The sequence below is a fragment of the Nocardioides pyridinolyticus genome (genome assembly GCF_054653575.1).
In genome coordinates this window covers 1-13543 of sequence record NZ_BAAIFY010000027.1, presented here as the reverse complement: position 1 = coordinate 13543, position 13543 = coordinate 1, and the positions used below count along the sequence as shown (strand labels likewise).

General features: G+C 70.4%; 15 protein-coding genes and 2 pseudogenes. 7 read left to right on the top strand and 10 right to left on the bottom strand.

All coding sequences use genetic code 11. The features are described from left to right. Positions 1-19 precede the first annotated feature (19 nt). Positions 20-208: pseudogene (locus ACYQ0U_RS18905) on the top strand (DUF1345 domain-containing protein); the annotation flags it as partial. Here the strand turns inward: ACYQ0U_RS18905 and ACYQ0U_RS18900 are convergent. After that, positions 199-285, bottom strand: coding sequence for a hypothetical protein (locus ACYQ0U_RS18900; RefSeq protein WP_459975480.1), 87 nt, complete (start codon positions 283-285; stop codon positions 199-201). The pseudogene ACYQ0U_RS18905 and the gene ACYQ0U_RS18900 sit on opposite strands and share 10 nt — an antisense overlap. Between ACYQ0U_RS18900 and ACYQ0U_RS18895 the strand changes: the two genes are divergently transcribed. After that, complete coding sequence (locus ACYQ0U_RS18895) at positions 259-423, top strand: hypothetical protein (protein WP_459975482.1); 165 nt, start codon at positions 259-261, stop codon at positions 421-423. The two genes, ACYQ0U_RS18900 and ACYQ0U_RS18895, sit on opposite strands and share 27 nt — an antisense overlap. A gap of 75 nt (positions 424-498) precedes the next feature. Here ACYQ0U_RS18895 and ACYQ0U_RS18890 read toward each other — a convergent pair whose 3' ends face one another. Together ACYQ0U_RS18890 and ACYQ0U_RS18885 are read right to left on the bottom strand one after the other, a co-directional pair. Continuing rightward, on the bottom strand, positions 499-2196 hold the full coding sequence (locus ACYQ0U_RS18890) for a SulP family inorganic anion transporter (RefSeq protein ID WP_459975429.1): 1698 nt from the start codon (positions 2194-2196) through the stop codon (positions 499-501). Beyond that, the gene (locus ACYQ0U_RS18885) at positions 2193-2528 is read right to left on the bottom strand and encodes an ArsR/SmtB family transcription factor (RefSeq protein WP_459975428.1); all 336 of its coding nucleotides are present in this window, start codon (positions 2526-2528) and stop codon (positions 2193-2195) included. Before ACYQ0U_RS18885 ends, ACYQ0U_RS18890 begins: the two co-directional genes overlap by 4 nt. 145 nt (positions 2529-2673) lie before the next feature. Between ACYQ0U_RS18885 and ACYQ0U_RS18880 the strand changes: the two genes are divergently transcribed. Further along, positions 2674-4521, top strand: coding sequence for a phosphoenolpyruvate carboxykinase (GTP) (locus ACYQ0U_RS18880; protein WP_459975427.1), 1848 nt, complete (start codon positions 2674-2676; stop codon positions 4519-4521). A 92-nt stretch (positions 4522-4613) separates the two neighbouring features. Here the strand turns inward: ACYQ0U_RS18880 and ACYQ0U_RS18875 are convergent, their stop codons facing one another. From ACYQ0U_RS18875 to ACYQ0U_RS18865, 3 genes are read right to left on the bottom strand one after another with little or no spacing between them, the layout of a single operon-like run. Further along, complete coding sequence (locus ACYQ0U_RS18875; protein ID WP_459975426.1) at positions 4614-5792, bottom strand: NAD(P)/FAD-dependent oxidoreductase; 1179 nt, start codon at positions 5790-5792, stop codon at positions 4614-4616. Beyond that, positions 5789-6421, bottom strand: a complete 633-nt coding sequence (folE, locus tag ACYQ0U_RS18870) for a GTP cyclohydrolase I FolE (RefSeq protein ID WP_459975425.1) — start codon at positions 6419-6421, stop codon at positions 5789-5791. The genes ACYQ0U_RS18875 and folE overlap by 4 nt, the downstream gene beginning before the upstream one ends. Further along, positions 6418-6849: a hypothetical protein gene (locus ACYQ0U_RS18865; RefSeq protein ID WP_459975424.1), complete on the bottom strand. Its 432-nt coding sequence runs from the start codon at positions 6847-6849 to the stop codon at positions 6418-6420. Before ACYQ0U_RS18865 ends, folE begins: the two co-directional genes overlap by 4 nt. An 88-nt stretch (positions 6850-6937) precedes the next feature. Here ACYQ0U_RS18865 and ACYQ0U_RS18860 point away from each other — a divergent pair, with 88 nt between their 5' ends. Then, a complete protein-coding gene (locus ACYQ0U_RS18860) occupies positions 6938-7615 on the top strand; it encodes a helix-turn-helix transcriptional regulator (RefSeq protein ID WP_459975423.1) in 678 nt (225 codons plus the stop codon). Positions 7616-7830: 215 nt separating this feature from the next. Here ACYQ0U_RS18860 and ACYQ0U_RS18855 read toward each other — a convergent pair whose 3' ends face one another. Then, complete coding sequence (locus ACYQ0U_RS18855) at positions 7831-8340, bottom strand: cupin domain-containing protein (RefSeq protein WP_459975422.1); 510 nt, start codon at positions 8338-8340, stop codon at positions 7831-7833. A 72-nt stretch (positions 8341-8412) separates the two neighbouring features. On the opposite strand from ACYQ0U_RS18855, the gene ACYQ0U_RS18850 reads away from it, so the two are divergent. Further along, on the top strand, positions 8413-9474 hold the full coding sequence (locus ACYQ0U_RS18850) for a response regulator transcription factor (protein WP_459975421.1): 1062 nt from the start codon (positions 8413-8415) through the stop codon (positions 9472-9474). A gap of 116 nt (positions 9475-9590) precedes the next feature. Further along, complete coding sequence (locus ACYQ0U_RS18845) at positions 9591-11144, top strand: alpha/beta hydrolase family protein (RefSeq protein ID WP_459975420.1); 1554 nt, start codon at positions 9591-9593, stop codon at positions 11142-11144. A gap of 55 nt (positions 11145-11199) precedes the next feature. Here the strand turns inward: ACYQ0U_RS18845 and ACYQ0U_RS18840 are convergent, their stop codons facing one another. The 3 genes and pseudogenes from ACYQ0U_RS18840 to ACYQ0U_RS18830 all read right to left on the bottom strand — a co-directional run. Next, positions 11200-11322 (bottom strand): hypothetical protein, encoded by a 123-nt coding sequence (locus tag ACYQ0U_RS18840; protein ID WP_459975419.1) that lies wholly within the window; start codon positions 11320-11322, stop codon positions 11200-11202. Between the two features lie 85 nt (positions 11323-11407). Further along, positions 11408-11644, bottom strand: a complete 237-nt coding sequence (locus tag ACYQ0U_RS18835) for an integrase core domain-containing protein (protein ID WP_459975418.1) — start codon at positions 11642-11644, stop codon at positions 11408-11410. A gap of 72 nt (positions 11645-11716) precedes the next feature. After that, positions 11717-12211: pseudogene (locus ACYQ0U_RS18830) on the bottom strand (IS30 family transposase); the annotation flags it as partial. A gap of 128 nt (positions 12212-12339) precedes the next feature. Between ACYQ0U_RS18830 and ACYQ0U_RS18825 the strand changes: the two are divergent. Further along, positions 12340-13437, top strand: coding sequence for a TerC family protein (locus ACYQ0U_RS18825; protein WP_459975417.1), 1098 nt, complete (start codon positions 12340-12342; stop codon positions 13435-13437). Positions 13438-13543: the final 106 nt, after the last annotated feature.

Genomic DNA, 13543 nt, shown 5'->3' with positions numbered 1-13543 from the left:
GACGCACCCAGCGTGGAGGGTGCGTCGAGACACCACAAACGGCCCCCAGGGCCCCGGCCGTTCCAGGGGCCGTTCCTGGTGTCTCGACGGTCTCGGCGTCAGCCGGGCCTTCACGGTCGGCATGTCGTTCGCCGTCTCCGAGACCGAGCTGACCTCCACGCGCATCAGGAGGATCGCGCTCGGGCACGCCCTGCTCTCCTACGCGTTCGGCACGGGCGTCAAGAGCACCACCGACGGGGTGCGGTACGCCGAGGCGAGATGCGCGATCCCGGTGTCCCCGGCCACGACGAGCCGGGCGTGCGCCTCCCGGCGGAGCGCAAGATGGATCCGGCGATCGTCGCCGGCCTGGTCCGCACCGCCGTCACCCTCCCGCCGGAGGTGGTGCTCCAGAGCCTGGTCGTCACGCTGCGCAACGAGCAGTAACCCCGCTGAGGGCCGCTCCGCCGCCGTCGCTGTCGCGGCGACCCGGGCTGGGTGGCTCGCCCGTCGCCGCGCGATTCAGCCCTCGTCGGCGGTGGAGTGGTCGGCGCGGGCGGCGTGCGCTCGCGCATGCGCGATCGCCTGGGGCGTCGTGTCGAACAGGTGGCGTTCATGGGCCAGACCGGCGTAGACGCCGAGCCTGTCGAGGACCCGCTCATGGTGTGGCTGGACGCCGGAGAGCAGCACGGTGATGCCGCGCCGCTCGAGGCGTCCGATCGTGTCGGCGAGCACGCTGGCGCCGGTGGCGTCGACCGCGGTGACGCGGGACATGCGGAGGACCACGACGCGCACCTGGCTGACCTCGGCTAGCTCGAGCAGGAAGTCGTGGGCGGCGGCGAAGAACAGCGGTCCGTCGATGCGGAAGGCCACGATGTGCTCGTCGAGCAGCGACTGCTCCTCGTCGGTGTGGTCGCTCCCGTCCAACGGCATCTCGTCGAGCCGCGCGGTACGGGCGGTCTGCTGGAGGGCGAAGAACCCGGCGACCGCCAGGCCGACCAGGACGGCGGTGACCAGGTCGAAGACGACGGTCGCGGCCGCGGTGACGAGCAGCACCGTGGCGTCGCCGCGGGTCGCCCGCAGGAGTGCCTTGAGGCTCGACACCTTGACCATCTGCACGGCCGTGGCGATGAGGACGCCGGCGAGTGCCGCCACGGGGATCTCGGCGACCCAGCGGGTCGCCACCAACGCCACCAGGAGCAGCACCGCCGCGTGCGTGAGTGCGGCCAGGCGCGAGGTGGCGCCGGAGCGCACGTTGACCGCGGTTCGCGCGATGGCGGCGGTGGCGGGAATGCCGCCGAACAGGGGGGCGGCGAGGTTGGCCAGCCCCTGGCCGACCAGCTCGCGGTCGGAGTCGTGTCGCTGTCCCACGCTCATGGCGTCCGCGACCGTCGCCGACAGCAGGCTCTCCAGCGCGGCCAGCGCGGCCACGGCGATCGCGGGAAGGATGAGCGCGGTGAGATCGGCCAGCGGGACGCCGGGCAGCGACGGGGTCGGGAGCCCGGCGGGGATGGTGCCGATCGGGGCGACGTCCCAGTCGAGCGCCGTGCTGCCGATGGTCGCGGCGACGACGGCGATCAAGGAGGCCGGCAACGCGGGCCGGACCCGCGCCACCAGGAGGATCACGGCCACCACGCCCAGCGTGAGCAGCACGGGTGGCCAGTGCGGCGTCGAGGCCCAGGCTCGGGCGGCGCGGAAGGTCAGCACGAGCACCTTCTCGGCCTCCACGTGCACGCCCAGGAGCGCCGGAACCTGCTGGAGGGCGATGATGGCGGCGATGCCGAGGGTGAAGCCCTCGACCACGGGGATCGGCACGTACCGGATGACCCGACCGGCACCGACGTACCCGAGGGCCACCAGGATCAGTCCCGCGAGCAGTCCGACCACCAGCACGCCCGGCGCGCCGTAGGTCGCGACGATCGGGATCAGCACCACCGTCATCGCGCCGGTCGGGCCGCTGACCTGCACGCGGCTGCCTCCGAACACGGCGGCGACCGCGCCGGCCACGATCGCGGTCACGAGGCCCGCCTCCGCCCCCATCCCGGAGCTGACGCCGAACCCGAGTGCCAGCGGCAGCGCGACCAGGCCGACCATCAGCCCGGCCGAGGCGTCGCGGCCGAGGTGCGCGGGTGCCCAGTCCGCACGGCGTGGTGACAGGTCGCGGACGCGCCGGGCGACGGGCTGGAAGGCCGGCCGGCGGACTGACGGCTCCAGCGTCACGTCTGCGGGGAGGGGGTCAGCTCGGCCTCGAGCTCGCTCTGGGAGGCGATGATGCTGGACAGGATGCTGCGGGCGGCGAACAGGAGGTCGCGGACCTCGGGCACGCTCACGGAGTACACCACCTCGCCGCCGGTGCGGTGGGACACCACCAGCGACGTACGACGCAGGACGGCGAGCTGCTGGGAGAGGCTGCTGGGCTCGACGGCGATCTGCTCCAGCAGCTCGTGCACGGCATGGTCGCGCTCGGTGAGCAGCTCGAGGATGCGGATCCTCACCGGGTGCCCGAGGGTCTTGAAGAACTCCGCCTTCGCCTGGTAGAGGGGAACGCTCATGACGTCAGCACCGTGACTTCCTCGACCCTTCGCGCGGCTCGCACCACATCGTCCCCCTCGTCTCGCCATGAAGACTACATGACTTACAAATATCTTCAAGTCATGTACCGTTCGCGCGAAGGTACTTCGACAGACGAGGACGACGATGGTTGACGCCGCTGAGGTGAACAGGGTGCTGGACGAGGCGGGGGTCAAGAACCCGCGGGTGCGCGAGTACGTCGAGTACTGGGCGGAGCTGACCGGGGCCGAGCGTGTGGAGGTCGTGGGTCTCGACGACGACGCCCGCCTGGTCCAGGAGGCGCTGGAGGCGGGGGAGTTGCTCCCGGCAGGGGAGGGACGCTACTACTCCCGCAGCTACCACAAGGACACCGCGCGCTCGGAGGAACGGACGATCGTCGCGACCAGCGAGGTCGAGGACCGTGGCGTCTACAACAACTGGCACCACTCGGCTGAGATGACCCCGCTACTCAAGGAGCGCATGCGCGGGGCCTCGGCCGGCAAGACGATGTACGTCATCCCGTACCTGATGGCACCTCCCGGCAACGAGCTGGCGCCGTACGCCGCCGGCGTGCAGGTGACCGACACCCGCACGGTGGTGCTGCACATGAACCGGATGGCGCGGGTCGGCGTGGAGTACCTCGAGAACCTCGATGACCCCAACACGTTCGTCCGCGCGGTGCACGTCACCGGCGACCTGGAGAGCCTCGGTCAGGGCACGCCCGACGACCAGCGCTACTTCGTCACCGTCGCCGACGAGCGGACGATCCTGCACTTCGGGTCGTCGTACGGCGGCAACGCGCTGCTGGGCAAGATCGCGCACGGCCTGCGCCAGGCGGCCTACGACGGCTGGACCTCGAAGAAGTTCCTCGGCGAGCAGTACATGCTGATCGGGATCGAGGACAAGGAGACCGGGCGGAAGTACCACATCTGCGGCGGCTTCCCGAGCGCCTCCGGCAAGACGAACCTGGCGATGCTGCTCACCCCCGACGCGCTCGGCGACCGCTACCACGTGTCGTTCTACGGCGACGACATCGCGTGGCTGTGGGTCGACCAGGCCAGCGGCCGGCTCTACGCCATGAACCCGGAGTTCGGCGTCTTCGGCGTCGCCAAGGACACCAACGAGCGCACCAACCCGGTCGCCCTGCACTCGGTCGACCCGGGCACCGGCGCGATCTTCACGAACGTCGCCTACAACGAGCTGACCCAGGAGGTCTGGTGGGAGGGGCGCACGCCCGAGCCGCCGTCTGACACCCGCGGCTGGCTGGACTGGAAGGGCAACCGGATCGCCGACCGCGAGCCCGGCAGCACGGAGCCGTGGGCGCACCCGAACAGCCGGTTCACCACGACGCTCGCGAACGTCCCGAACATCGCCGACGACTACAACGCCGCGGCCGGCGTGCCGATCGACGCGATCATCTTCGGCGGCCGGACCCGGGACCGCGAGCCGCTGATCCGGGCGATCACCGACCTCGCGGAGGGTGTGTACGACGGGCTGACGCTGGGCGCCGAGGCCACGGCCGCCGCGGAGGGCGTGGAGGGGGTGCTGCGCTACGACCCGATGTCGAACCGGCCCTTCATGGCCTACGGCGAGGGCGACTACGCCGCGCACTACCTCGAGATCGTCGGCGCCGCTTCGGAGCAGCCGATCTTCGCGCACGTGAACTGGTTCCAGCGCGGGGACGACGGCCGCTTCCTGTGGCCCGGCTACCGCGACAACCTGCGCCCGCTGCTGTGGCTGCTGCGGCTCAAGGACGGCGAGGTCCAGGGTCGGCAGACCCCGGTGGGCATCGTCCCGACCGCCGACGAGCTCGACCTCGCCGGCGTCGACATCACCCCGGAGGACCTCGAGACGATCTTGTCGATCGACGTGCCGCGCTGGAAGCAGGAGATGTCCTACCGCGCCGAGCACCTCGCTCAGTTCGACAACCTTCCCGAGAAGATCTGGGAGGCCCACCGCCGCGTCTCGGCCGCTCTCGATGCCGCGTCCGACTGATCCGGTGAGCTTCGAGCCCCGTCGGCCTGGGCGACGGTGATGTCGATCGCCTCGCGCCCCGCCCGGTGGCTGGGCCCCGGCTTCGCCCGGCTTCACCCAGCGGCAAAGGGGGTGCTGGGGTCGCGCAGCTGCGAGGTAACGGGCCCTCCGACGATGCGCCTGATGGGTTCGATGGCGTCCCAGTCGTTGATGTGCAGGCCGGCGACGACCCGGTCGTCGCGTACCCAGAACGCGGTGAGGACGGACTGGTCGAGATCGCCTCGGATCAGGAGCTCGTCGGCCCCGTCCGGTCCGACGTAGCCGACGTACTCCATGCCGAGGTCGTACTGGTCGGTGAAGAAGTAGGGCATCCGCTGGTAGGGAGGGTCGTCGCCGAGCATGGCTCGGGCGGCGTGCCTTCCCTGCTGGATGGCGTTGTCCCAGTGCTCGACGCGAAGCCGGCCGAGCTGGGGGTGACGATGGTTGGCCACGTCTCCTGCGGCGTAGACGTGCGGGTCGCCGGCGCGGAGCCGGGCGTCGACCAGAACGCCGTTGCCGGTGGCCAGCCCGGCGCGGGTGGCAAGGTCGTCGCGCGGGATGGCGCCGATGCCGACGACGACCGCGTCGGGGGTGAGGCGGGTCCCGTCGGAGAGGGTGACCACCTGCCCGGCCGCCTCTACGACGGAGGTGGCGAGGCGCAGGTCGACGCCGTGCTGGCGGTGGAGCTCGGCGAAGAAGAGGCCGAGCTGGTGCCCGAGCACTCCGAGCAGCGGCAGCGGGTTGTTCTCCAGGACCGTGACCTCTGCGCCGACCTGGCGTGCCGCGGACGCGACCTCGAGACCGATCCAGCCGGCGCCGACCATCAGCACCCGCCCGGCGAGGTGGCTCTTCACGGCGGCGGCGTCGTCCAGGGTCCGGAGGTAGAGGACGGGTACGTCCAGCCCGTCGAGTATCGGCAGCCGGCGTGGCTCGGCGCCGGTGCTCAGGAGGAGCCGGTCGTAGGCAACTCGCTGGTCGCCGAGGTGGACCTGGCCGCGGTCTAGGTCCAGGGCCGTCGCCGAACTGCCGATGCGGACGTCGACCTGCTGGTCGTCGTACCACTGTCGGTCGTGGACGAAGACCGACTCCACCTTCTCGGTGCCGAGCAGGAGTCCCTTGGACAGCGGGGGGCGTTCGTAGGGCAGGTGTCGCTCGTCGCCGACCAGGACGATGTCGCCACTGTGACCGTGCTGCCGCAGCTCCTCGATGGCGCTCGCTCCGGCGAGTCCTCCTCCGACGACGACGATGTTCACCGTCTGCTCCTGGTGAGGTCGAGGAACTCGGCGCGACTGCGCGGGTCTTCACGCAGCTGTCCGAACAGGGCGGAGGTGACCGTGTGCGTGCCCACGGCGCGTGCTCCGCGCAGGCTCATGCAGGTGTGCTCGGCCTCGATGACCACGCCGACGCCCTTCGGCTCCAGGCCGCGCTGGAGCTGGCCGGCGACGCGTGTGGTGAGGCGTTCCTGGGTCTGGGGCTGGCGGGCGTGGAGGTCGACCATGCGGGCGAACTTCGACAGCCCCAGGATCCGGCTGCCGGGTAGGTAGCCCACGTGGGCGACGCCGACGAAGGGCAGCATGTGATGCTCGCACAGCGACCGCACCGGGATGTCCTGCACCAAGACGAGCTCGTCGTACTCCTCCTCGTTGGGGAAGGTGGTGAGCTCGAAGTCCGACGCCGTGGTCATCTCGATCAGCGTCTGTGCCATGCGCCGCGGGGTGTCGGCCAGGTGCTCGTCGGTGAGGTCGAGCCCCAGGGCGGCGAGGAGGTCAGCGGCCGCCTCCTGCGCCGCCCTGGGGTCGGGTTCCGGCCGAGCGTGCGTGACGCGCGGCCGCCAGCGAGCCGGAGCGGCGCAGGCGGTGGGGTCCGCCGCAGCCGTGCTCACGCCGGTGCCTTGGTGTCACCCGCGCGCTGGTCCCACGCCAGCAGCGTCAGCGCGACGGCCGCGACGAGGAGACCGAAGTCGCGCAGCGCGATGTCGTAGAACTCGCCCATCGTGACCAGGTTGACGATGATGCCGGCCAGCCAGACGGCCACCAGTGGGCCGCCGAACCGGGGTGCGACGGCGACCACGACGCCGGCGAGGATCTCGATGACGCCGACGGCGAGCATCGCCTGGTGGGCGCTTCCCGGGACGATGTCGTCGGCCCAGGGCGCGAGGTAGACGGCCCAGTCGTCGGTCAGCAGGTCGAAGAACTTGTCCAGTCCGAACGCGATCGGCGCGAGGGTGAAGGCGGCGCGCAGCAGCTGGTAGGCGCGCGCGGCGCCGAGCCGCGTCCCGGTCGGGGAGGGGTGGGAGGTGGTGGCGGTCATGGGACTCTCCTCATTCTAAAAAGGATCATATTGAAAAATAGACCGCGGCATGTGTTGTGTCAAGAAGATTGTGTTTTAGAATCGGTGCATGGATCTGGCAGCGCACGCGGCAGGCATCGGCGCTCTCGCGGACGACACCCGCCGCGCGCTGTACGAGTACGTCGTGGGGCAGCCGAACCCGGTCGGCCGCGAGCAGGCGGCCGCCGCCTTGAGCATCGCCCAGCACAACGTGAACTTCCATCTCGACCGACTGGTGTCCGAGGGGCTGCTCGAGGTGGAGTACCGCCGGCTGAGCGGCCGGTCGGGTCCGGGCGCGGGCCGCCCGAGCAAGCTCTACCGGCGCGCCGACCGGGAGTTCACGGTGTCGATCCCCCCGAGGCGCTACGACCTGGCCGGCGACATCCTCGCTGCAGCGGTCGGCCGCGCCGCCCAGGGCCTGCCGTTGGACGACGCACTGCGCGAGGCGGCGCTCGCAGAGGGACGGGACGTCGGTGTCGCGACGACCGGCGTCGACCCCGCGCGCCCGCTGCACGCGATGGCCCAGGTGCTGGGCAGCCAGGGCTACGAGCCGCAGGTCGAACCCGGTGTCGTGGTGCTGAGCAACTGCCCGTTCGACACCCTCGCCAAGAAGCACACCGCTCTCGTGTGCGGCCTCAACCGCGACTTCGTCCAGGGCGTCGCCGAGGGGCTCGGATGTGAGCAGGTCGTCGCCTGCCTCGAGCCCGAGCCCGGCCGATGCTGCGTCAAGGCGCGGGCGGCGCACTGACCAGTGCGCCTCGTCCATCCTCATCGAGGAGCCCGGCACCTGGTTCGCCCTCGTCCCCGGGCGCGTCGATCAGGCGCCAGGCGAATTTCGCCGGCTCGTCGGCTCCGGCGTGGTCATCCGTCATCTGCAGGTTGGTCGGCTGACGCCGACTGGAGCGCCGTGCCGAGGGTGGGATCGGTCCGGCCGCGCACGGGCTCGTCCGGGAGCCGTGCTCGTCAGGGCTGGAACGGTGGCGGCCCGGTGACCACGCAGCCCAGCGGCGTGAGCACCTCCTGCAGCGCGGCGACCGCCTCGGGAGGCACCGGCCCCGGCACCGGCAGCTCGCCGTCGAAGGGCTGCCCGGTCGGCATGCCGGTCGCGGCGAAGAACGACTCGAACCCGGCGGGGGTGATCAGGGTGTAGAAGTGCGCCGTCTCGGAGGCGACCCGGAAGGCATGCTCCCGTCCTGCCGGCAGGTGGATCGCACTCCCGCTCTCCACGAGGTGGCTCACCCCCTCGCACCAGCCCTCGAGCGCGCCGTCGAGCACGACGAAGATCTCGGCCTCCCGCTCGTGGACGTGGCGCGGCGTCATGCAGCCGAGCCGCCCGCGTTCCTCGACGATCGAGAGTGCGCCACCGGTGTCGGCGCCGGTGAGCAGCGTGCGGCACAGGAAGCTGAGCTGGTCGAGGACCGGGACGTCGTCCGCAGTGACGGCCGTGGGTGCACTCGGGGTCAGTGAGGTCATGCCCTCAGCCTCGGTCCGGTCGGGGCGCCCGATCCATCCCCGGATCCGGGGATCGTTACTAGACTCCCGTGCATGGGTACGGCGGCGCGCCGCTCGCTCGAAGACGCGATCCGCGTCGCCGTCCGTGACGGCGCCGGGGACGTCCCGGCGCGGCTCGCGGCGCGACTCCTGAGCGCGCTGGTGTCGGCGGTCCGGGCCGACGGGGGCGCGCTCGTGCTCATGGACCCCCAGACGGGGTGGTTCTCGACCGGCGCGGTCCATCGGCTTCCGGCCGAGTGCTGCCACCCCTTCTTCGCCAGCGAGCTGAACGACGCGCCCCGCACGTTCCGGCGGCTCGCCGCGAGCGACGCCTCGGTGTCGACGATGTCGGCGTACGACGATCCCGACGACGAGCTGCGTCGGTCGGTGCTGGTGCCGTTCGGATACGGCGACGAGATGCGGGCGGTGTGTCGGGATGCGGGTGCGACCTGGGGCGGGGTGTCACTCTGGCGCGCAGCCTCGGCTCCGCCGTTCAGCCCGACGGAGGCGGACCTCCTCGACGCGGTCGCCCCCCGCGATCGGAGCCGCGCTCCGAGACGCCGTGGTGCAGTCCCTGGTCGCCGTGGCGTCGGGACCGGGCCGGGCCATGCAGGGCGTCGTCGTGATCGAGGACGGCCGCGTGGTCGAGGCGAGTCCGGAGGCCAGGCAGCTCTGCGGGAGATCGACGACCCGGCGCTCGTCGAGTTCCGACCGCTGGACCACCTGCTGGCCGTGGCGCAGCGGCAGCCCCGGTTCTCGTTCGTGGTCGGCACCCACGACGGGCGCTGGATGACGGCACACGAACAGCCGCTCAGCGAGCGCCGTACGGTCGTCGTGCTGGCGGCTTCCACGCCCGCGGAGCTGTTCGGGTCGCTCGTCGCGGGCGTCGGGCTGTCCGCTCGCGAGGTGGAGGTGACCCGGCTGCTGTGCCAAGGCCTCACCGACACCGAGATCGCCCGCGAGCTCGGCATCTCCGCACACACGGCGCACGACCACGTCCGGGCGGTTCGTCGCAAGCTCGGTGTGCGGAACCGCGGCGAGGTCGCGGCCCGGATCTTCGCCGACCACTACCTCGACCGGTTCCTCGAGACCGCGGACGTGGCGCACGTTCGCTGAACGGCGTCCGCAGGAGCACGGAGTTACCTCGAGATGCACAGCGGCGCCCGAACAGGCGGACCAGCTGACCTGGCGCGGTGGCGTGACCAGCCTCACCGGCGCATCGTTGTCGGACCATGACCTCTCGTATCGCCCTCGCCCTCGGCGCCGCCGGCCTCGCGGTCGCCGGCCTGGTCCCCGTCCCGAGCGCCGCCGCGACCGCCGCGCCGGCCGCCGCCGGCCCCACCGTCATCAACGGCTGCCTGAAGAGCGTCCCGGAGCCCGACACGACCGAGAAGGTCGACATCTGCTACTCGCTCTTCCGGCCCGCCGGCGCCAGCAGGTCGCACCAGGTGCCACTGATCATGCACAGCCACGGCTGGGGCGGCTCGCGCACCAAGGACCCCGCGGCCTTCGAGAAGTGGCTCGACGCGGGCTACGGCGTACTGTCCTTCGACCAGCGGGGCTTCGGCGAGAGCGGCGGCTACGCCCACGTCGAGAACCCCGCCTTCGAGGGCCACGACGTGCGCAGGCTGATCGCGCTGATCGCCGACCAGCGCTGGGTCCGCAAGGACGCGCCGGGCGACCCGCGGATGGGCGCCATCGGCGGCAGCTACGGCGGCGGCTACCAGTACCTCGCGGCGTTCGAGAGCCTGCGCACCACCGGCACGCCGGTGCTCGACGCGCTCGCCCCCGAGATCACCTGGTACGACCTCAACGAGTCGCTCGCCCCCGAGGGGGTCGTCCGCACCGAGTGGGCCCTCGCCCTCAGCGCCGCGGCCACCGCCTCCGACGCGCTGCCGCCGCACGTCTACAAGGCGCTCGTCGAGGGCGCCGCGACCGGCATGTGGCCGGACGGCTCGGTCCCGGGCACGGAGAACATGGTGAAGTTCTTCCGGAAGAACGGCCCGAAGTTCCACGTCTCGAAGGGCCGCAAGCTCGACGTCCCGGTCCTCATGGGCCAGGGCACGACCGACACGCTCTTCCCGCTCCAGCAGGGCCTGGCCACATGGCGGCACGCGCTCACCAAGAAGGCGCGCCAGCACAGCATCTTCGTGGGCTACAACGGCGGCCACGTGCTGCCGTCGGTGTTCCCCCAGGGCGTCAACGTCACCTCCGACCCGTGCTCGAAGCGGCTCGGCGGCGGCTCCTTCTCCGACCTCGCGCTGAAGTTCATGGATGAGCACCTCAAGGGCAGGGACCGGGGCCTGCGCGGGTACGGCGACTACCACCTCGCCACCCCCGACAGCACCTGCACGCGGGTCGACAGCGTCGCCCCCGACGCGACCAGGTCGATCGGCACCGTGGCCACGACCGAGGGCGGTGGCGCCCCGATCGCGTACGCCGTCGCCGAGGGTCCGATCCGCATCGCCGGGTCGTCGTACTTCACCGGCCAGGTCACCGCGCTCGGCGCCAACAACCGGGCGTTCTACGGCCTCGCCGTCGGCACCAGCCCCGCCGACGCCCACCTCGTGCAGAACAACGTGCTGCCCTTCAGCTCGCTCGAGCCGGTGGTCGGCGAGCGCCGGCGTATCGACCTGCCGGCCGTCGCGATCGACGTGCCGGCGGGGCAGACGCTCTACGTGCTCGCCTCGGCCGTCAGCGACACATTCGCCGGCATGGGCAGCCGCACCCCGGGCGCGGTGGTCATCGAGAACGCGAAGGTGCACCTCCCTGTCGTGGGGGACTGAGCGACCTACGTTCGTTCGCGCCCAGAGCGGCAGATCCGGTTGGCTGACTCGCCTCTCAAGCAGATTTCGCGTGAAGCGAGGCGGTGTGCAGGACTGCGCCGCCATCGTCGAGTAGCTCAACTACCGAGGTGCGGTCGAGCGCGTCGTCGTAGATCAGGATGGCGACACCCTTCTCCACCGTGTCGACCTCGACCCGACCATCGGGCTCGCGGATGCGGATGAGCCTGACCCGGTTCTCCGGACACGGTGATGTTCCCCCGGTCTCACGGACACGGGGTTGAGGAGTCCAGGGCTCGTGGTGGGTGGTTGTTCTCGAACTGTAGGGGGCTGAGCATGGCCAGGGCGGTGTGCCGACGCCTCGGGTTGTACCAAGCTTCGATCCACTCGAAGATCGCCGATCCGAGTTCTGCGGGGCGGTCCCAGGCTCGTTGGTCGAGGAGTTCGCGCTGCATGGTCGACCAGAACGACTCGATCATCGAGTTGTCGACGCTCGAGGCCACGCGGCCATCGATCCGAGCAGGCCGGCGTCTCGCAGTCGGTGTCCGAAGACCCAGGACGTGTACTGACCAGGTTCAATCGATCGTCGCACCACCGGCCATTTGGAGTAACCGTAGTTGTTCGTCGAAGGCCTCGGCGGGTGTCTTCCACCCAAGGATCTTGCGCGGTCGATTGTTGAGCGCGACGGCGACGGCCTGGACCTCGTCGTTGCTCCAGCGAGCCAGGTCGGTGCCCTTGAGAATGTACTGGCGCAGCAGTCCGTTGGTGTTCTCATTCGTGCCGCGCTGCCACGGACTGGGGGGGTCGGCGAAGAAGACCGGGATGCCGGTCTCTACCTTGAATGCGACGTGGGCTGAGAGCTCTTTGCCGCGGTCCCAGGTCAGCGACCGTCGCAGCTGTTCAGGCAGCGTCGTCATCGTGTTGGCCATGGCGTTCTTCATCGTGATCGCTCCGTAGCCGGCCAGCGCCGGACCGTTCTTGGTCCGCGGGATCACCCCGTAGCCCTCCTCGCGGGGTAGGTGGACCAGCATCGTGAACCGGGTGCTGCGCTCGACCAAGGTGCCGATCGCGCATCAGGCGATACCGGACCGGGTAGAGAGAAGGCCCGTTGCATTTCGCGGACGCCTGTGTCGCGCGGTAGGGCAGATGGCCCCGACTCGCGGGCGGTCATGACGTCGAGAGAAGGTCCGGTAGGTTGATGAAGGTGACTGCACTTCGCGAGGTGGTGCTCGTCGTAGGTCCGAGCAGGAGCTTGGAGACGATCGGGACACCGATGCTGTGGGCCGGGACCATCGGTGGGGTTGTCGCGCTGCTCGCGCTCGACTTCGTGGTCACCCGTCGGCCGCACGACGTCAGCATGCGCGAAGCTGTGGGATGGTCGATCTTCTACGTCGCCCTGCCGCTCGCGTTCGGGGCCTATGTTTGGGCAGAGTTCGGGTCGACGCGCGGAGTCGAGTACTTGACCGGTTATCTGGTCGAGAAGTCACTGTCTGTCGACAACCTGTTCGTCTTCATGTTGTTGCTGTCCGCCTTCGCGGTGCCGCGTGAGCTCCAGCAGCGGGTGCTCCTCTACGGGATCGTCGGGGCGTTGGTGCTGCGCGGCATCTTCATCGCGCTCGGCGCCGCAGTGCTGGCGAACCTGAGCTGGGCGTTCCTCCTCTTCGGGGCGATCCTTCTGGTGACTGCGATCAAGATCTTGCGGGACCAGCAGTCCGGGCACGGCAACGAGGTCGACGTGTCCTCGATGCGTTCGGTGCGGCTGCTGCGCCGATTCATGCCGGTCACCGACTCCTACCAGGGCCCTCGGATGTTCGTTCGGCAGTCCGGTAGGCGTGCCGCGACCCCGTTCGCCCTGGTCGTCATCGCCGTGCTGGCGACCGATGTCGTCTTCGCCGTGGATTCGGTGCCCGCGGTCTACGGCATCACCGGTGATCCGTTCCTCGTCTTCGCCACCAACGCTTTCGCGTTGCTCGGGCTTCGGGCACTCTACTTCGTCCTGGAGGGGGCGCTGAGCAAGCTGGTGCATCTGGGCTACGGGCTGGCGGCGATCTTGGCATTCATCGGCGTCAAGCTCGTGCTGCACTGGGCTCATGGCGTATGGCCGGGCGTTCCGGTGATCCCCACACTGGTCTCCCTAGGAGTGATCGTCGGGATCCTCGTGGTGGTGACTTCGACGAGCTTGTACACAACCCGATACGACCGTCGCGGGGAAGAGCATCCCGAACACCAGACCGGTCACGTGTCTCACCCCGGCGGAATCCCGCGCGGCACGCGGATCCACGGCGACACTCACTGAACCGTCGGCAGTATCTCGGCAGGGCATGCTGGCGCACGGAACCCCGAGGAGCGGCCCGATGCCACGAACATCAGCGCCGAAGCGACCGCTTGGCGCCTTGCAGAAT